The sequence below is a fragment of the Arthrobacter halodurans genome (assembly GCF_041877255.1).
Lineage (GTDB): Bacteria > Actinomycetota > Actinomycetes > Actinomycetales > Micrococcaceae > Arthrobacter_N > Arthrobacter_N halodurans.
The window spans coordinates 121434-139135 of sequence record NZ_JBHDLJ010000004.1 but is presented as its reverse complement, the minus strand read 5'-3'; the positions used below and the strand labels follow the sequence as shown (position 1 = coordinate 139135).

The window sequence follows — 17702 nt, the reverse complement described above, 5'->3', positions numbered from 1 at the left end:
GCCAAGGACCTCTCAGCCTCAGGCAGGATGTCTCTCGCCTATGCCCTGACCCCCCGGGCCAATGCGGTGTCCATCCGACGAGACAGCACAGACGCAGGACCGTTCGTCCAAGACGAGCAGTTCGTTGCAGGCTTTTACGTCATAGAAGCCCCTGACCTGAATGCCGCTGTGGCGATGGCCCGCTTGAACCCAGCGGTCCGCACTCGCACTGGAGGCGTCGAAGTCCGCCCCGTACACAGCGGAGGCATCACAGCCAATGGCCACTAGGCGATACACGCACAGTTAGTGGCATGCTGCCTCGAAAAGCAGCAGCTTTTCGAGACATACGCGTGGTCCCATTCCGGCGGGAATCCGCGGCAAGACTACGAGTCACTGCGGACCTGCATCAGGTTGACATACTCATGGGACCCGCGCCATCTCGGAAAAGTCGACTCACTGCAAATCGTCTCATCCGGGTGCAGAGAGGGGAATTCCGAGGCGGGATGGCGGCAAGTGGGCACTGGGATACACGTGTCATTTTTTCGGAGTCCACTGCTCCGAATGTCCGAACTCGACTACACAGCTCGCCTGTGCCCGTAGGAGAAACGTCCACTGGGGCATCGGAGGTGACCGCATGCGGGTCTCTTTCGAGCTGGACCTGTCAGAGTGGGCTTCAGGCGCGGTCGTAAGTGAGGACCCGCAAGCCTGAGTCGAGCAGGGTCTCGTCGACAGGTCGGAACATGTGGGGCTGGAACGGACCGTCGAAGAGCGGGATGCCGGTTCCGATGACGGACCGGTTCTGCTTGAGCACGAGCCGGTCGATTTCTGGCAGCAGCGAGTGGGCGAGCGTGCCACCACCCACCAGCCACAGGTCCTTGCCCTCTTCGGCCTTGAGCGCGCGCACCCGTTCTAGGGCGTCGGAGCGAACGATCTCGACGACGGGATCGCGGCTTTCCAGCGTGGTCGAGAATACGAGATGGCGAAGGTGGGGGTACGCGTCGGTCAACCCGGCGGCGAGGCCGATCTCGTACGACGCCCGTCCTTCAAGGACCGTGTCGAACGTCTGACCGGGACTGTCGATGCCCAGGGCTGCTCGCGCCGGCCCGGGAAGCGTCTCGGGGTAGTGCTCGACGATGTACTGGACGACATCGGGCGTCAGCGGGAAGTAGTCCGCCCCGCTTGGGTCGGCACCGTCCGGGCCAGCGATGTAGCCGTCTAGGGTCATGGCCACGTAGTACACGAGCTTCCGCATGCAAGATGGTCCTTCCTCGGGTGCCGGGCGGGTCCCCGGTGTCGACAGAGTCTAGTGCTGGTCAGAAATGATGCTGTTATGCGGGGCGCTTATGCCCGCCTGGCGGTCCCCCGCCGCGGCCGTCGCGTCACGAAAACTCCCTGACCGAATTCGAAAACTTCCACCGAGGCGGTGGAACCGGCCAATCTGACAAGCAAGTAGCCGGGGCCCTACTTTGAGTTCAGGAGCTTCGCACCGTCGGGCTGAACCTTGCTGGGTTTCGTAGAGGCTCGGACTTCACGCACTCAGGGGCTCCCGGGTGCGGTTTCGGTGGTAATTGTGTTCGTACTCTACCGGCGCCCGGTAGCCGATGGACGAGTGCAGCCGCCGGTGGTTGAACCAGTGGACCCACTCCGCCGTCGCGCTCTCCACGCACTGCCGCGAGGTCCACGAACGGCGCGGGTCCGCGTCGATCAGCTCGGTCGGTGCGCGGATGGGAGGGCGCCTCGAGGTTCCCGCCGTTTTTGCCTTGGACGAGTTGGCCAATGTTGTCCGCTGGGCGGCCCTACCGGATCTCTTCAGCCACTACGGTTCCCGCGGGATCATCGTCATGGCCATCCTTCAGTCCTGGTCTCAGGGCGTCGAGCTGTGGGGCGAACCCGGCATGAGGAAAATCTGGTCGGCAGCCAACGTCGTCGTTTACGGCGGCGGCGTTAAGGAAGACACCTTCCTACGCACCCTCTCGGACCTGATCGGGGACTACTCCTACAACAGCGTCTCCCGGTCCAACGGACGCGGTGGAACCAGCCATTCCCAGCAAGAGGGTAAGGAGAGGATCCTGGACGTCTCGGATCTGACCGAGATGCAACGCGGGAGGGCCATCGTCTTTGCCTCCGGTGCCCGCGCCACGTTGGTCAAGACGCGGCCCTGGTGGAAGACCCCACATGCATCCGCGGTGAACGAATCGATTAGCCGGTACGCCCCCACGGGCGCCCCGGTGCCGGAGCAGGTCACACCGGCCGGTCCCACCGCCCCGGAGAACCCGTGGATCACCGCCGGAAAGGGAGCCCGGTAATGGATGGCCTCGACCTCATGGGCCAGATGGACGCGCCGCCTCCCATCCGAGCCGATGCGGGCAGTAAAACGACTGACGATGCCGGACGGCGACTAGAGGCCGCGCACCAGGCTCTGGCCGCCGCAGAGGGCGCGGTGCGCGACGCGGAAGCCAAAATCGCCGAAGGAATGTCCGGGTGGATCCGCGCCGCCGCCGAGTCTCTGGCCCAAGCCGAACGGACCCGTGACCGGGCAGTGGCCGAGGTCGAGAAGGCGGCCGGCGAAGTTGCTGCGGCACGGGAACCAGGCGGCGCCCCCGAAGCCTCGCCGGAATCCGGCGCGGCCGCCACGGATGAATCCCCGCTGGTCTACGCATCGGCCGAGGAGTTCCTCCACGAGCAGCTCCTGCCGCTCTACAACCGGATCCTTGACTCCCGCAACGGCAAGTGGTGCCGCCAGTGGTTTCTCCACCCCGAGGCGGTCAGTCGGGTGGAGGCGGTCTGGCGTGCCTGGGAGCACCTGCGGCTCGATGCGGCAACCGGGATGAGCGTCTGGTGGCGCGATCACGCCGACCCGCATATGTCCGTCCTGCTGAGCCAAAAGGGACCCTTCTACGGGTGTAGCGCCGATCGGCACAACACCCCCGAACCCTTTCCCTGCGACTACGCACCCGAGGGCTGGTTCCCCCAGGACGGGGAAATCCAACCCAAGTAAGGGAGCCGAAGGGGGCGGGGCCCACCCCAAGGAACTGCAGGAGTCTTTGGACTTCGAACCATTCCCTGGCCGGTTGTCCTATCCCGTAGGCGTGTCCGGCTCCGGCGGCGTCTCGCTTCGGTGTTTGTGCATTGGATTCCTGGCGGGGGTTGCGAGGCTCCGTGGCGCTCTGCCGAGAGGCACACTCTCGTCTGCAAATATGAACTACGACCATTCCCGCCTCTGGCCCGCTCGGCCAGGAGCCCTGCGGAGCCGGTCCACGCCATTTGCCGTTAGGCCTCAGTGGGGAAATGCCTGATGAGGGAGCCCTGACTCCGAACCGCGAGTTCCCGGCCTCCAGCTGCAGGTCGGCGTCCCAGCGCGCGACCGGTGAATCGGAGCTTGCCGTGCCGTTCCCGTTCGCTCGGAAGCGTGAACTGGTCCTTGTATTGAATGGCGGTTCCCCTACACGACGATCATTAAAGCGTGAAGCTGCGAGGCCGTTTTCAAACGGAATCCTCGCAGCTTCACGCTGACTGACCTCATGACGGCCAGCGCGGATACGCTCCGCTCCGGCCTGACCAGGATTAGACGATGTGGACGCGCTTCGCGATTACGGTCGTACCAAAATCGAAGCAAGTGTCGTAGCTTCCAACCGGGAATGGGCCCCGCAAAGTGCTGTAGTAATACTTGCTCTGGTAGAGGTAGTAAATCTGTCCCCTGTTTGCCCCGGGGCAGAGGACCGAGGCGCTAAGGTTTCCTCCGATGGCCACCTTGCCGGAATTGGCAAAGCAGGTCTTCGTGCCGTTGGGGCTGAAGATTCGATAGAAATCCTTCCGCGTTCCACACGAAACCTGGTTGGTGAACGGCTGGATCATGGGCGAACCGTTTGCCGAGTTGTTTGGGCCCAAATACGTCAGTGAGCCCGGGGCCGGAACCTCGATGGTCTCCGAGGAAAGTAGCTCCTCCACCTCCTCGTCGGTCAGGAGGACACCATCCTCGGGGTGGACCTCAATAATCGTCAGCCCTTCGTCCCATGGCGCGGAAACTCCGGAAGCGGTCGAGGTGGTTTCGACTAACCCGAGACCAGCGGCCGCGGTGGCCGGAAGTGGTGCGAGCAGAGTGAGCAGAAGGGCGGCTGTCGCCGGACAGACAGCAGCCAGTGCGGTGTTCGATTTTAATGATCCCCCAGATCTAGATAGATAGATATGAAGTGATCGTAATCTAACGCTTCGAATAAATGCTAGTCAGCCCGTGTGGGCTGCCGATTCAGCAGTTGCCGCGCTCCTCGGGGAGGAGTTCGGAGCAGGGAACCTGCTCGCCGGAACCGGGGATTTCGGTCTCGATGATGACCAGATCGGCCAGCTCTTGGGGGGTCGCCGGCTCGGGTACTACCTCGATGATCGGGGTGTGGCTGAAGGCTTCGACCAGTGGCTCGGCTCCGACGGCAACCAGTCCGCCGCCAACGGCGATGACGCCGGCCAGGGCCAGGGAGAGTATGGGTTTCATTTGATAGCTCCTTCGTGTGTCGACTATGAGATTTCCGGCGCAGGTGAGGGTGTGGCGCGATCGTGCGAGCATTGCGGCGCCGGCCATGCCGGCGAGGAGGTCCTTCCTGCTCATGTCGCACTCGGCGGCGTCCCGCAGGTCCGCCGCCCATTCTTCTGACTTGCGTTCGCGGACAGAGGCCGGCAGTAACCTAACGGCCGCTCGGAGGGCCAGCGGGAGGTCGTTCATGCGGAACGCCAGTTGGCGGCGCTGGGCGACGCGGAGTGGGCGGTCGCTTCACGTCGCTGCTGGGTACGGACGTAATCGAGCGCGACGGCGTGGGCCGACGGCTCGATCCGGTAGTACCTGCGCCGGGGGCCCTTGCGTTCCGTGGACTCTTCCCACTGGCTAGTCACCCACCCGGCGGATTCGAGTTTGTCTAGAATCGGATAGACAGTTCCAGCCTTCTTGCCCGTGCCTTTGACGACCAGCAGGCCCCATATCGGTGCCTTTGCGTCGAGCAGCACCTCGAGGACGCGCGCGGTGGCCGGGGTGACTCTGCCTATGGAATCCATGCCTCAACTATACCTATATAGATTTAGAAAGTGAAGGAGTTGCCCCTTTCGGATGGATCACGCTTGATCCCTGCTGGCTCCCCGGGCTCGTGGCTGGCCGGCCACTGAGGGTTGCCGGCGCAACGTCGCGGAGTGGCGGGGACTAAGGGGAGTGGCCGTTTCGGCCGGGCGGGCGGGCCAAAAGTGCGGCGGGACAGGTCGACCCACGGGTGGCAAAGGCTTCAATTGGCGTCTGGACGCAGCGGAGAGTTGAAGCTCGGAGGCCCAGCACGTAATCCGTCCACCTGTGCAGCCTTCCTCGCGCGAGCCTCACTGATGCACCTCGATACTGACCATCCGCAAGGCGGCCGCTGCAGTTGATCGCCCTCGCACCCACACCCTTGCTCTTCGCCCACACCGGGACCAGCCCCCACCGGGCGGTCTCCAACCGGCGCCCCGCGACCGCTCCGTCCGGGCCCCGCCCGGTCACGATCCGCACCTGTTGGGTGGGCGCGACGTTCCAGTTCGGGCGCAGCTCCTCCCCCACCACCACGTCGATTCCCAGGGCGGCCACCAGGTCGCCGTCGGCCTTCGAAACCACGAATCTCCCGCACATGCTGGAAGTCTCGCACGCACCAGCCGGACACGGCACCGACACCGGTCCTCTCCGAGGCGTTTCGTGGCCCGACGGTGTTCCGGCGGTGAGCATGGCCGGGACGTGGGCCACGGCAACCCCCACGGACCGGGAAGGAAACGGTGGACACCCCCGGCAAGAGCACCACCCAAAACGCGAGGGCCCACCGGTCACCGCCTGGCCGCGAGGACGGCACCGGGTCCGCGGGATACCGACAACGCGCTGACTAGGCAGGGAACGGATAAGCAGCCAACCCGACACCCGGTTACCGAATCGTTATTAATCCGTTTTTCGGGGGGGAATTAAACAAAGGACCCCGCCGCGTCCCCTCGGATCCGCGGATTCCGGGACCGTCCGTTTGACAAACCCCGCGGCCGCCCGAAGATCCAAGGAGCCTGTTTTTTCCCTGTGAATTGCCTGGGAACCGGTTTCGGGGTTCCATATGTTCATTCACTCGAAAAGCCGCCGCTGACAGTGGGCGGCTTTCTTCATGTTTGGGGGTAACGGTGTCCACCACCGTTCCAGTTTCCGTGCGCCGTTTCCTCGCCCTGACCGCGACCCTGTGCTCCTTCGCCCTGGTCGGCTCCGGGCTGTCCCCCGCGGCGGCCGCCCCCGCCGAGGAACCGGACCCCGCGGCCGGCACCGTGGCCGGCGCCGGGCAAACCGACACCCGCCCCGACGCGGTCTCCGCGCAGGTCACCGCGAAAGCCACCGGCCACCGCGTCGAGGACCTCTCCCAACGCTCCACCACCACCCAGGTCTTCGCGAACCCCGACGGCACCTGGGCCATGGAATCCTTCACCCTGCCCAGGTTCCGCGCCGCCGACGACGGGACCCTCGTCCCGATCAAGGACGCCGGGACCTTCACCGACGCGGGGACCGCGTTCACCGGCGCCGGCGCCGAGATCACCGTCTCCGACGGCGGCGAACCCGGCCGCGCCGGATCCGTGCCCCTCGTCGAGCTCACCGGCACCGGGGAGGACGCGGACCGCACACTCGTCCTCGGCTGGGAAGGCGCCCTGCCCGAACCCGAGATCGACGGCGCCCAAGCCGTCTACGACGACGGCGTGCAGGTCACGGTCCAGGAGACCGCGCCGTCCGCCACGCCCGGCGCCGGACAGGATCCGCAGGACACCGGGACCGCCGCGCCCACCCCGGACCCCGCCGCCGGCGCGGAGGAGTCCGCGGACGCCCGGGTCGTGGTCGAACCCACCCGGACCGGCTTCCTGCACACCGTCGTGCTGGACCAGGCCCCCGACGGCGACGTCGTCCTGCGCTTCCCCCTGGACTTCTCCGCCGGTCTGAAGGCCGAACTGAACCCCGAGAACTCCGAGATCCGCGTCAAGGACCGCGACGGGGACACCGTCTTCCACGCCCCGACCCCCTTGATGTGGGACGCGAAGACCAACGAGGCCTCCGGTCTGCCCGCCGCCGAGACCCCCGTGGACACCGAGCTCCTGGACGAGGACGGCACCCAGGTCCTCGTGCTCCGCGCGGACCGCGCCTGGCTCAACGACCCCGCCCGCGAATACCCGGTCACCATCGACCCGGCCTGGTCCGGGGCCGCCGGCGGGGACACCTGGGTCCAGTCCGGCTCCACCGTCGGCCACGGCGGATCCACCGAACTGCGCGTGGGCACCTACGACGGCGGCGCCACGAAGGCCCGCTCCTACATGAAGTTCAGCGTCCAGAAGCTCACCGGCAAGAAGATCCTCAAGGCCGAGGTCCGGCTGAACAACCACTACTCCTACTCCTGCACCTCCTCCGAGATCCGCCTGCAGCGCGTCGGCGCCGCCTGGGACACCAACGCGCTGGTGTGGACCGGGCAGCCCGTGGCCACCACGACCGGCCAGGGCACGAACACCCAGTCCAAGGGATACTCCTCGGCCTGCGCCGCCGGCTCCGTGCTCTTCCCCGCGACCCCCATCGTCCAGCACTGGGCCGACAACCCCACCCAGAACTTCGGCGTGCGCATCATCGCGACCGACGAGACCAACAGCAACACCTGGAAGCGCTACCGCTCCAACGACCACGTCTCCGGCTCCGTGGACCCCGTCGAGCCGCACCTCCTCGTCACCTACAACTCCTACCCCGACACCGCCCCCGCCCCGGCGTTCGGCACCGGCCAGTCCTCCACGCACACCGCCGGCTCGGCCACCACGACCTACGTGAAGACCCTCAAACCCGACTTCCGGGCCATGGTCACGGACCCGGACAAGGGCAACGTCACCGCCCAGTTCGAGGTCGTGGACTCCAACGGCACGAAGGTCCTGGACAAGGTCGGCGGCACCACCGTCCCGTCCGGATCGACCTCGGTCCTGAAGGGCTACACCGCTTCCCTCACGAACGGCAGGACCTACACGGCGACCGCCTGGTCCCACGACGGGACGCTGCGCTCCCCCGCCGCCGGCCCGGCCACGACGTTCACCGTCGACACCACGGCCCCCGCCGCCCCCACCGTCACCTCCACCGCGTACACCGACAACGGGTGGCTCCAGACGAGGCCGGCGGCCAACACGTTCACGTTCGCCTCCACCGCCACCGACACCGCGAAGTTCCAGCACTCCAAGGACGGCGGCGCCTGGACCGACGTGGACGCGACCGGCACGAACCCGCGCACCGCGGCCCTGGACTGGAACCCCTACAGCGCCCACCAGCTGCGCGTGCGCGCCGTGGACAAGGCCGGGAACATCTCCCAGGAGCGGACGTTCACGTTCATGAACGGCCTCGCGGCCCTCACCGCCCCCGCGGCCGGGACCACGACCACCGACGCGTTCCGCGTCCAGGCCAAGGCCCCGGCCTCCGGCACCGGCACCGTCACCCCCACCGTGTACTGGCGCCCCGCCCAAACCGCTGACGGAAAAGACAACAGCACCTACGGCAGCGCCGACAACCTCCACGGATGGCTCGAGGCCCAGGAACTGGACCCCGTCGCCCCGAGCACCGAAGTGCGCGTGGACACCACCCTGGACATCGCCGCCTCCCCCACCGACAGGCTGAAGGACCTCGGGAAGGAACGCGTCGCCGCGCTCGTGGAGATCCAGGTCTGCTTCGCCTACGCCGGCCAAACCGGCGAGGCCGCGACGCAATGCTCGACCAACTCCACCCACGACGCGACCGCCGTCACCCGCCTTCCGCACGCCTTCGGCAACGACTTCCCCGTCGCCGAGGCCGGAGACGGGCAGGTCGCCCTGACCACCGGGGAACTGAACCTCTCCGAAACCGACGTCAACGTCGACGCCGGGAACACCGGCCTGTCGATCTCCCGCTCGTACTCGTCCTACTCCGGGATCGGCGCGAACTCCCGGATCTTCGGCAAGGGCTGGCGGGCGAACATCGACGGCCCGGAAGCGGGCCTCGCCGGTCTCCTGGTCGCGGAGTCCACGGAGCTGGACGGCACCATCACCCTGATCGGCGACGACGAGGCCGCGGCGGTCTTCCGCCAGCCCGGCAACGGCCAGGCCAAGCTCAAGACCGGCATCTACGTCCCGGCCAACGAAGACGCGACCGCCTCGGGCTGGAGGGTGGAGGTGATCATCGCCGGCACAGGAGAACGCATCAGGATCACCGAGGCCGATGGAACCGCCACGACGTTCAAGAAGGGCGCCAACCTCGAGAACAACGCCAAGATCTGGGAGTGGGTCGCCGAAACGGTATCCGGGGGAAACACCGTCGGAGTCTCCCGCTTCGTCTCCGACCAGACCGGCCGCATCACCCAGGTCGTCGCCGGAACGGAGTCGACGCCGAACTGCGACATCACCCCGGCTAAGGGATGCCGCGTCCTCAACCTCGCCTACGATGCCGCCGGCAAGGTCACGAAAGTCACCTACACCGCCTGGGACACCGCCAAGAACGCCGTGGACACCGTCCCGATCGCCGAATACACCTACGACGGGACCTCCCTGGACGCGAAACTCCTCACGGTCAAGGACTCCCGCACCGGGGACGTCACGACCTACGGCTACGGAGAGAACTCCGCGGCAGGAGTGCCCCTGCTGACCTCCAGCACCGAGAGAAGCGCGTCCCAGGCGCTCATCGACGCGCCGACCTACTACGAATACGGCAGGGGAAACAACGCCAGCGGCCGCCCCGACTGGCTGGAGGCCGTCAAGCGCGGCAAGGCCACGGACGGATCCGACAAGGTCCAGCTCGCCCGCTTCGTCTACGGGGTCGACCCCGCCGGCGACGACAAGAACCTTCCCGACCTCTCCCCCACGCGGATCGCCCACTGGGACCAGGACCAGGAACCGCGCACCGGGTACGCGGTCTTCGGCCCGGGCAAGGAAATCACCACGTCCAAGCCCGAGGGGGACGCCGCGGCGAACTGGAAGTTCGCCGACCTGCAGTACGTGGATGCCACGAACCGGGTCGTGAACACCTCCTCCTACGCCGCCGGAGCGTGGCAGAGCACGGCGCAGGTGTTCAACCAGGACGGCAACGTCATCCGCAGCTACGACGCCCGCGGCATTCGCAACATCACCGCCCGGCAGGGCGATGCCTCCCTCATGGACAACGGGGTCCTCAAGTCGCACGAGGACTACGCGAGCCTGACCTACTACTTCGGCAGGCTCGGGGACTTCCTCGACGAGGACGGCGTCGGCAGGAGCTCCGAGACCGATCCCGCGAAGAAGCTCGCCGAGCAGCAGAAGAACGAGGCCACCGCGGAGTTCCTGCGCGGCTACGCCACCCACACGTACTCCCCCGTCACCACCGACGAGACCGGCCAGCAGGCCCGCGTGCACACCCGCACCGACTACACCGGAACCGACGACGTCGACGCCGGCGGGATGCCCCGCATGCTGGTGACCGCCAGCACCACCACCCAGGCCGCTTCCGGGTCCCCCACCCTGGATCCGTCCAGCGGGGAACCCGTTCCCGCCACCGAGACCGTCCTCTCCGCCACGAAGAACGGGTACGACGCGTTCGAACCCGACGCGGACCAGCGTCCCACCGGTTCGAAGGAGAACAAGCGCTCGGGATGGGTCGTCGGGTCCCCCACGACGGTGACCACCCTCATGGGCGCCGGCGCGCAGAACGACATCGCGACCGAGACCCGGTTCGATGACCAGGGCCGGGTCAAGGAGACCCGGCAGCCGAAGTCCGCGGGCGGGGACGCCGGCGCCACCACGACCGTGTACTACACGGCGGCCGCGAACACCTCCCATCCGGACTGCGGGAGCAGCCCGCAGTTCGCCGGGTACCTCTGCAAGACCACACCCGGCGGCCCCGGGTCGGTGAAGAAACACCAAACCGACTTCAACATCTACGGCCAACCGTCCCGGGTCACCGAGTCCTCCACCGGAACCGACGGCGCATCGCGCACCACGAGTCAGACCTACCGGGCCGACGGACAGCAGCTGAAGACCACCGTCACCACCACCGGGCTCGCCGGATCGACCGCCGTCCCCGCCACGGAGAACCTCTACGACGGCCGGGGCGTGCAGACCGGGATCCGCGCCGCCGGCCAGCCGGACGTGCTGTGGACCCAGGACCTGTGGGGCCGCACCGTTTCGTACACCAACTCCCTGAACGAGACCACGCGCACGGAGTACGACGACTACGGCAACGTCTCCAAGACGGTCACCCCCAAAGCCACGACCACGTTCAAGTACGGGGCGCTCTCCGGCGACGGGGACACCGAATACCAAGGCGTCGTGACGGAAATGACCATCTCCAACCACGGCGGACCCGAAAACGGCACCTACCGGGCCACCTACGACGGCGACGGCAACATCCTCACCCAGGAAATCCCGGGAGATTTCGCCCAGATCAACGACTACGACCCCGCCACCGGCGCCCCCATCGGCCTCTCCTACACCGGACCGGTCAAGGACCAGGACGGCAACACCTCGACGGGCCCATGGATCTCCTGGTCCACGATCCGCGACGTGACCGGCCGCATCGTCGGGGAAAACACCCCGGACCGCGACCTGCTCTCCGGCACCGCGACCGCGGGCGACCGCGCCGCCCAATACGACAAGTCCTACGAATACGACCGGGCCGGACGCCTGACCCAAGTCACCGACCTGACCGGCCAACCCGGCGAAGCCATCAACACGGACCCGGGCGAGGGGGAAACCGCCACGCCCGGCACCGTCCGGACGTACGCGTTCGACAAAAACGGCAACCGGACCTCCCTGACCACCACCCACGGGACAACAGCCACCCCGAAAACGTGGGCCTACGATGCCGCAGACCGGGTCACCGGGGACTACGTGTATGACGGGCTGGGCCGCCAGACAACGATCCCTGCCAAGGACGCGCCCAAGACCGCAACTACGGCCGCCGGAACCGGGGACATCAAGATCGGGTACTACGACACCGACGCGGCGCGCACCATCGCCCGGGGCGGGGTCACGACCACGATCGGATTGGACCCGGCGGGCCGCCGCCTCACCCTGACCAGCTCCGGAGGCAGCAGCCAGGAAACCAAGCACTACACCGACGATTCCGACAACCCCGCCTGGACCACCCGCCTCCAAGGCACCACCACGGTCACCACCCGCTACGAATCCACCATCGGCGGGGACCTGGCCCTGACCATCACCGACGGGACCGTGGAACTCGCCGTCAACAACCCCCACGGCGACACCGTCACCACCATCCCCCTCACAGGGGATGAAGCCGGACAGGGCATCAAGGGATGGGCGCAGTACGACGAGTACGGGAACCAGATCACGGATCCCGTCGGCACAGGCGCCACCACCTACGGATGGCACGGAGCCGACCAACGGGCATTGGACGCCTCCGGCCTGATCCTCATGGGAGCACGCCTCTACAACAGCGCCACCGGCCTTTTCACCAGCCGGGACCCCGTTGATGGCGGAAACAGCACCACCTATGCCCACCCCCAAGATCCGGTGAACAAAAACGACATCACTGGCCGCGCTTGGTGGGAAACCGCGCTGAACGTCGTCTCGATTGCGGCAATCTTCATCCCTGGTGGAGTGGCTGTCAGTCTGGGAATCAGACTGGCGTTCATGGGCATTAGATACGCGTCACATGCCAATAGTGTGTACGGCGTATACAAGGGCGCCCGCGACGGAGGCTGGCGCGGCGCGGCGAAGGCGTCAGCTGGGTTTATCCCGGGTATCGGAAAGTGGGGGGCCGCCAAGCGCGCGTCCAAATGGGCCTCGAGGAGCTCGTATGCCCACGCAGGCAAAGCATCATGGTCCGGCAAAAAGTACAAGGCAAAGCGTCACTCCATCACGAAGAGAGCAGCCCGCTATCAACGAAAGTCACAAAGGTGGGGGCGAGTAGCGCGTTCACGGGCTTGGAACGGAGCCAGCTTGGCTCACTCAGCTTGGACGTGGTGAACTTCCTCATGCTGTTGAATCCTGCACGTATGCTGCTGCTCGTGCTTGCTCGGCGATCTCCCTCCCTCGAAGATTTCCTGCGCGGCCGCGACGGAGGGAAAAAGGCGGCCTCCCGCAAGGCCCAAGCAGCGAGCAAGTATTACGGGATCTTGAGCCAAGTCTATGAAGAGAACTGCTATCGGTTCGCGGTTGTAGGCACATTTGTCATGCTGGGCCTGGGAGGCGTTTATTTAATCTCGCCTGCACCACTGCGATTGCTGGCCACTGGTGTTTTCATCCTGGTCTGCTCAGTCTTGGGTGTCTCAGTAATGTGCGCTTATGAATGTGACCGAAGAGCCCGCAGGATAAACCAAGGCGAGGCTCTTCCCACACCCGACTTCCGGTTAGATCCGAAGTTCCTTTTGGGCTGGGCCTGGATAGGGATATTGGTCGGAACGGTGGGCGGGGTATTTCTTTCAATCATAGTCAAACTGCTCATGGGGACACTTGGATAGCCCGGTCTCCAGCAGTTTTCTGACGTGCGATTGAGCGGCTACTCTCTCCTTGGCTGAACTTTGCTGGGTTTCGTAGAGGCTCGGGCTTCACGCACTCAGGGGCTCCCGGGTGCGGTTTCGGTGGTAATTGTGTTCGTGCTCTACCGGCGCCCGGTGGCCGATGGACGAGTGCAGCCGCCGGTGGTTGAACCAGTGGACCCACTCCGCCGTCGCGCTCTCCACGCACTGCCGCGAGGTCCACGACCGGCGCGGGTCCGCGTCGATCAGCTCGGTCTTGTACAGGCCGATGGTGGACTCCATCAGGGCGTTGTCCAGCGCGTCGCCCACGGTGCCGATGGAGCCCGCGATGCCGGCCTCGACCAGCTTCTGCGTCAGCGCGATGGACGTGTACTGCGAGCCCGCGTCCGAGTGGTGGACCAGGCCGCGGGTCGTGAACCGGGCGCCGCCCCGGCGGCGCAGGGCCAGGGCCTGGGCCAGCGCGTCCGTGACCAGCGCGGCCTCCTTGGACATCGAGGCTTTCCAGCCCAGGATCATGCGGGAGGCCACGTCGGTGATGAAGGAGACGTAGCAGAACCCCGCGTGCGTCCACACGTAGGTGAAGTCCGCGACCCACACGGTCTTCGGCGCCTGCACCTCCCACCCGCGGTTGACCCGGTCCGGGTGCCGCGGCGCGGCGCCGTCGCGCACCGTGGTCACCGTGCGCCGCCGGCCGCGGACCGCGCCGCCCAGTCCGGCGCCGCGCATCAGCCGGCCCATCCGGTCGCGGCCGATCCGGTGGCCCCGCCGGTTCAGCTCGTGCCACATCCTCAGCACCCCGTAGCAGCCGTAGTTCTCCCGGTGGATGTCCGCGATCACCCGGGCCATCGCCGCGTCGGACACGGCCCGGGCCGAGGGTGGGCGGGACTTGAACGCGTAATAGGTGCACGGGGCGATCTTCATCCCGGCCTTTTCGGTCAGGACGCGGCAGATCGGCTCGACCCCGAACCGATGCCTGAAGGCATCGATGTATGCGACGATCACTACCGTGGGCTGTCGAGCTCCGCCGCGAAAAAAGCCGACGCCGTGCGCAGGATCTCGTTCGCGCGGCGCAGCTCCGCGTTCTCCCTGCGCAACCGGCGCAGGTCCGCGGCCATGTCGCTGGTCACCCCCGGCCGCTCCCCGGCGTCGACCTCGGCCCGGCGCGTCCACGTGCGCAACGTGTCCTCGGGCATCCCGACGATCTTGGCCACGTGGCGCAGCGCCGCCGCCTTGGACTCCTCCTGGTGCTCGGCCCGCCGCTCCGCGTACAGGCGCTCGGCCCGGTCCTTGAACTCCCGCTCGTACTTGATTCCACTGGTCACGATTCATTCTCCGTTGAGGAAAGAGTCTCTACCAGACCCAGTGCGGTTCACTGGATCCCGAAGGACGCCGCCTCACCCTCGACAGCACGGCCAACGGCATCCACAGGAATCACTACACCGACAGCAGCGACAACCCCGGCTGGACCAGCCAGACCATCGGCACCACCACAACGACCAGCCGTTACGCAACCACCCTGGGCGGCGACCTCGCCCTCACCATCGAAGACGGTCAAGCGAAGCTCGCCATTAACAATCCCCATGGCGACACGGTCGCCACGACCACACTGCCCGCCGCAGGTAATGCAAGTGGGATCAATGCCTGGGCCCAGTACGACGAATACGGCGACCAACAGTCCTCGCCCGTCGACACCGGCACCACGACCTACGGCTGGCATGGCGTAGACCAACGCGCCGCCGAAACCAGTGGGCTCATTCTCATGGGTGCCCGCCTCTACAACAGCACCACAGGTCACTTCACCACCCGCGACCCCGTAACCGGTGGGAATTCCACCTCTTACACCTACCCGCAAGACCCAGTAAATAGCCACGATGTAAGTGGGCTAGCTGCTCCATTGGTGTGGTTGGGATGGGCAGCTGTTCGCTGGGGCATTAAGTACTATGCGAAAAAGCGTCTGTTCAAGGCCACCAACATGGCCAGAGCGGCAATTCGCAACCAAAAAATGGGATCCCATCGAGGTTTCTACTCAAAGAGGACGCTGGACCTAGCTGGGCGCATCTACACGGGATCTCGCGCAACGACATATAGCGGAATCAGAGTTAGCAATAACGGACTGCGTGGGTATCGATCCGTAAATAGCGCACGAAACGCAGTCTTTAGAAAAGCGAACTTCTACAGGTTCAGTACCCCAATACGAAGCAATCGCGCTGCAAAAAGGAGTGAGAAGCGCATCGCTAACTATCATGTGCGTACTCCGTATATTTCCGGCAGATGGCTGGGGTTAGGAAGGCGATAAGTATGTCTCGGCTCGAAATTATTAGTGTGGAGGAACTGGAAGAATTCTTCCGTACTACTAAATCGAGGGACGAAGGAAGCGGCGTAGCCTCTGAAAAGAGCGCGGAATCAGCGTCATTCGACCATGCTCGAGTTTTCCGCATCGATATGGTCGAGCGTGTCACCTCAGGGCTCGGTCGGTTTATCTCCAGGCTGGGGCTCGGTCCGGACAAAGATTTCGACGACACATACCTGCTGATACGCGTTAGGACACCGCGTTATGTCGAATCGGATCCCATTCTTGGCGAAATTTTTTCAAAGGCCACCGTTGAGTGGGATGAGACTACTCTCGACCGTGTGAGATCGCACGCGCAGGAGCATATAAATGAAGCCAACAAGGGCTGCCTCGGCCCTAGTGAAACCTACCTCTCAAGGTATTTTGTGCTCGGATCCTTTAGCGAAAGCGGCTCGGAAGTGCCCGGCTTTCCTACAACTTAATCCTTCACGTCGCACACCGACCGAATCGGCCGGCCAGCGGTTCCGTGGGACCCTGAGCTTTGAGGGCTTGTCTTAGGGTGCGTCCCACTGCATTGAACGCCACTGGGTTCCCAGTCGCCGACGTGACCGGTTTGGGGTGTAGATACGTGATCCACGCGAACATATACTCCAGCTTTCGGAGCCATAGCGAATCTATCGAGTGCCCTATGGGAAAGTCCGCCACCGAAGGACGAAGTAAGTCATCTGGTGACTCACAACCGGCCGGTTGCAAGACAACCCGTCGAGACACTTTCAATCCCCCGAGAACTAAAGGGACCGACTGTCTTGCCACCATGCCTCACAAGCGACAAGACGAAACCGCACACCCAAACACGGTTGCGAAGCTCCCGGGAAAGGCGAAAGACAACCCCCCACACCGCACCCCTGCGCAACGTGTCCGCGGCACGGGGTCCAAGAACTCCCCGTACCCCCGACTAGGATCCGATCATCGATCTACACAGGAGCGCTCAACCGATCTGTTAACCAGGCAAGTACGAGCAGCGCCAGATCAATGAATGTTGGTCAGGTTCGACTTGGCGCAAGCACTAGGCCCGGTTCCCAAACGCCTGTAAACGCGTTCCGCGTAAACAGTTGGCACTACTACCTCATTGGGCCAAAGTACTAGGAGCGAATGGTGCGAATACTTATCGGATCTAGCAGTGCGCAAAGCATCCATGCTGTCATCGAGAACGCAACCGCCGAAATGGTTCCGTGGTTGACAGGGGTCGCTCTTATCGCAGAAGCTCCTGGCAGGATTGAGTTATCGACAGATGCAGACTTGTTGGGTTCAGCATCGGTGCGGTTAGAGAGTCTAAGCCTCGTGGCAACTGCAAACATGGCAGACAATTCGCTGGGCGTTCCGACGGGACCGGTTGGCAAACGGAGGCCGTTTCAGGATCGTTTATCGATCAGCGCACGAGAAGTTGAAGGTGCTCTACACGTCGATCTGGAGTTACCGCGCCTAGTTGCTGAGGAGAAGAATGCCGCGTCAGGATCGTGGGAAGAGTGGCCTCCAGGGGCTCATCTTCTCATGGTAGATACCCACATTATGGGTAGGGCCGAGATGCACATAGCTTACCTGCGCTTTCGATACGTATAAGGGGACTCTCAATCCGTATTCGCGCTAATGCCGGAGGTCTCCACCCTGTCAGGGGGACGGCCCTCCGATCATTCCCCAGCCACCGTCCTGCACAAGTTCGGCGCCCGCTACTACGACGCCACCACCGGCCGCTTCACCCAACCCGACCTCTCCGGACAGGAAGCCAACACCTACGCTTACGCCGAATGCAATCCCGTGAACAAGACTGATCCCAGCGGGCTGCTCAGAGGTCGGACGTTCAACTGTCTCGGAAAGCAACAGGTTTTCGAGACACGCCCCTTGTGCAGGTTGTGCCGAAAATCCGTGCCGAAAAGACGGGGCCCACGCTGTCT

The 17702-nt window shown here is 64.9% G+C and carries 11 protein-coding genes, 4 pseudogenes and 1 other annotated feature; of the genes and pseudogenes, 8 read left to right on the top strand and 7 right to left on the bottom strand.

What is annotated here, in order from left to right:
* Nucleotides 1–15: 15 nt before the first annotated feature.
* A pseudogene (locus ACETWP_RS06715) lies at nucleotides 16–267 on the top strand (YciI family protein); the annotation flags it as partial.
* A 385-nt stretch (nucleotides 268–652) separates the two neighbouring features.
* Here the strand turns inward: ACETWP_RS06715 and ACETWP_RS06710 are convergent.
* Together ACETWP_RS06710 and ACETWP_RS06705 are read right to left on the bottom strand one after the other, a co-directional pair.
* On the bottom strand, nucleotides 653–1231 hold the full coding sequence (locus ACETWP_RS06710; protein WP_373971442.1) for a dihydrofolate reductase family protein: 579 nt from the start codon (nucleotides 1229–1231) through the stop codon (nucleotides 653–655).
* A gap of 276 nt (nucleotides 1232–1507) precedes the next feature.
* Nucleotides 1508–1669 (bottom strand): annotated as a pseudogene (locus tag ACETWP_RS06705) (integrase core domain-containing protein); the annotation flags it as partial.
* A 34-nt stretch (nucleotides 1670–1703) separates the two neighbouring features.
* Between ACETWP_RS06705 and ACETWP_RS06700 the strand changes: the two are divergent.
* A complete protein-coding gene (locus tag ACETWP_RS06700) occupies nucleotides 1704–2285 on the top strand; it encodes a type IV secretory system conjugative DNA transfer family protein (protein ID WP_373971441.1) in 582 nt (193 codons plus the stop codon).
* Entirely contained in the window at nucleotides 2285–2977 is a 693-nt protein-coding gene (locus ACETWP_RS06695; RefSeq protein WP_373971440.1) for a DUF4913 domain-containing protein, read from the top strand. Before ACETWP_RS06700 ends, ACETWP_RS06695 begins: the two co-directional genes overlap by 1 nt.
* Nucleotides 2978–3543: 566 nt before the next feature.
* On the opposite strand, the gene ACETWP_RS06690 is transcribed toward ACETWP_RS06695, so the two are convergent.
* The 4 genes from ACETWP_RS06690 to ACETWP_RS06675 form a co-directional block, all read right to left on the bottom strand.
* Nucleotides 3544–3834, bottom strand: coding sequence for a hypothetical protein (locus ACETWP_RS06690; RefSeq protein WP_373971439.1), 291 nt, complete (start codon nucleotides 3832–3834; stop codon nucleotides 3544–3546).
* 391 nt (nucleotides 3835–4225) lie between these two features.
* On the bottom strand, nucleotides 4226–4465 hold the full coding sequence (locus tag ACETWP_RS06685; protein ID WP_373971438.1) for a hypothetical protein: 240 nt from the start codon (nucleotides 4463–4465) through the stop codon (nucleotides 4226–4228).
* Between the two features lie 224 nt (nucleotides 4466–4689).
* Complete coding sequence (locus ACETWP_RS06680) at nucleotides 4690–5019, bottom strand: helix-turn-helix transcriptional regulator (RefSeq protein ID WP_373971437.1); 330 nt, start codon at nucleotides 5017–5019, stop codon at nucleotides 4690–4692.
* Nucleotides 5020–5161: 142 nt separating this feature from the next.
* Entirely contained in the window at nucleotides 5162–5614 is a 453-nt protein-coding gene (locus ACETWP_RS06675; protein ID WP_373971436.1) for an SOS response-associated peptidase family protein, read from the bottom strand.
* A 524-nt stretch (nucleotides 5615–6138) separates the two neighbouring features.
* On the opposite strand from ACETWP_RS06675, the gene ACETWP_RS06670 reads away from it, so the two are divergent.
* Nucleotides 6139–12948, top strand: coding sequence for a DNRLRE domain-containing protein (locus ACETWP_RS06670; RefSeq protein ID WP_373971435.1), 6810 nt, complete (start codon nucleotides 6139–6141; stop codon nucleotides 12946–12948).
* Complete coding sequence (locus ACETWP_RS06665) at nucleotides 12936–13442, top strand: hypothetical protein (protein WP_373971434.1); 507 nt, start codon at nucleotides 12936–12938, stop codon at nucleotides 13440–13442. The genes ACETWP_RS06670 and ACETWP_RS06665 overlap by 13 nt, the downstream gene beginning before the upstream one ends.
* 87 nt (nucleotides 13443–13529) lie before the next feature.
* Here the strand turns inward: ACETWP_RS06665 and ACETWP_RS06660 are convergent.
* A pseudogene (locus ACETWP_RS06660) lies at nucleotides 13530–14782 on the bottom strand (IS3 family transposase).
* Nucleotides 14367–14498 (bottom strand) — a sequence feature (AL1L pseudoknot). Its footprint overlaps the pseudogene before it by 132 nt.
* A 50-nt stretch (nucleotides 14783–14832) precedes the next feature.
* Here ACETWP_RS06660 and ACETWP_RS06655 point away from each other — a divergent pair.
* The 3 genes and pseudogenes from ACETWP_RS06655 to ACETWP_RS06645 form a co-directional block, all read left to right on the top strand.
* On the top strand, nucleotides 14833–15756 hold the full coding sequence (locus ACETWP_RS06655) for an RHS repeat-associated core domain-containing protein (RefSeq protein ID WP_373971626.1): 924 nt from the start codon (nucleotides 14833–14835) through the stop codon (nucleotides 15754–15756).
* Nucleotides 15757–15782: 26 nt separating this feature from the next.
* Nucleotides 15783–16232 (top strand): hypothetical protein, encoded by a 450-nt coding sequence (locus ACETWP_RS06650; protein WP_373971433.1) that lies wholly within the window; start codon nucleotides 15783–15785, stop codon nucleotides 16230–16232.
* 1165 nt (nucleotides 16233–17397) lie between these two features.
* A pseudogene (locus tag ACETWP_RS06645) lies at nucleotides 17398–17580 on the top strand (RHS repeat-associated core domain-containing protein); the annotation flags it as partial.
* Nucleotides 17581–17702: the final 122 nt, after the last annotated feature.

Coding starts and splice junctions, on each gene's coding strand:
- ACETWP_RS06695 (WP_373971440.1), top strand. CDS start 2,285: ATGGATGGCCTCGACCTCATGGGCCAGATGGACGCGCCGCCTCCCATC.
- ACETWP_RS06710 (WP_373971442.1), bottom strand. CDS start 1,231: ATGCGGAAGCTCGTGTACTACGTGGCCATGACCCTAGACGGCTACATC.
- ACETWP_RS06675 (WP_373971436.1), bottom strand. CDS start 5,614: ATGTGCGGGAGATTCGTGGTTTCGAAGGCCGACGGCGACCTGGTGGCC.
- ACETWP_RS06680 (WP_373971437.1), bottom strand. CDS start 5,019: ATGGATTCCATAGGCAGAGTCACCCCGGCCACCGCGCGCGTCCTCGAG.
- ACETWP_RS06700 (WP_373971441.1), top strand. CDS start 1,704: ATGGGAGGGCGCCTCGAGGTTCCCGCCGTTTTTGCCTTGGACGAGTTG.
- ACETWP_RS06685 (WP_373971438.1), bottom strand. CDS start 4,465: ATGAAACCCATACTCTCCCTGGCCCTGGCCGGCGTCATCGCCGTTGGC.
- ACETWP_RS06690 (WP_373971439.1), bottom strand. CDS start 3,834: ATGATCCAGCCGTTCACCAACCAGGTTTCGTGTGGAACGCGGAAGGAT.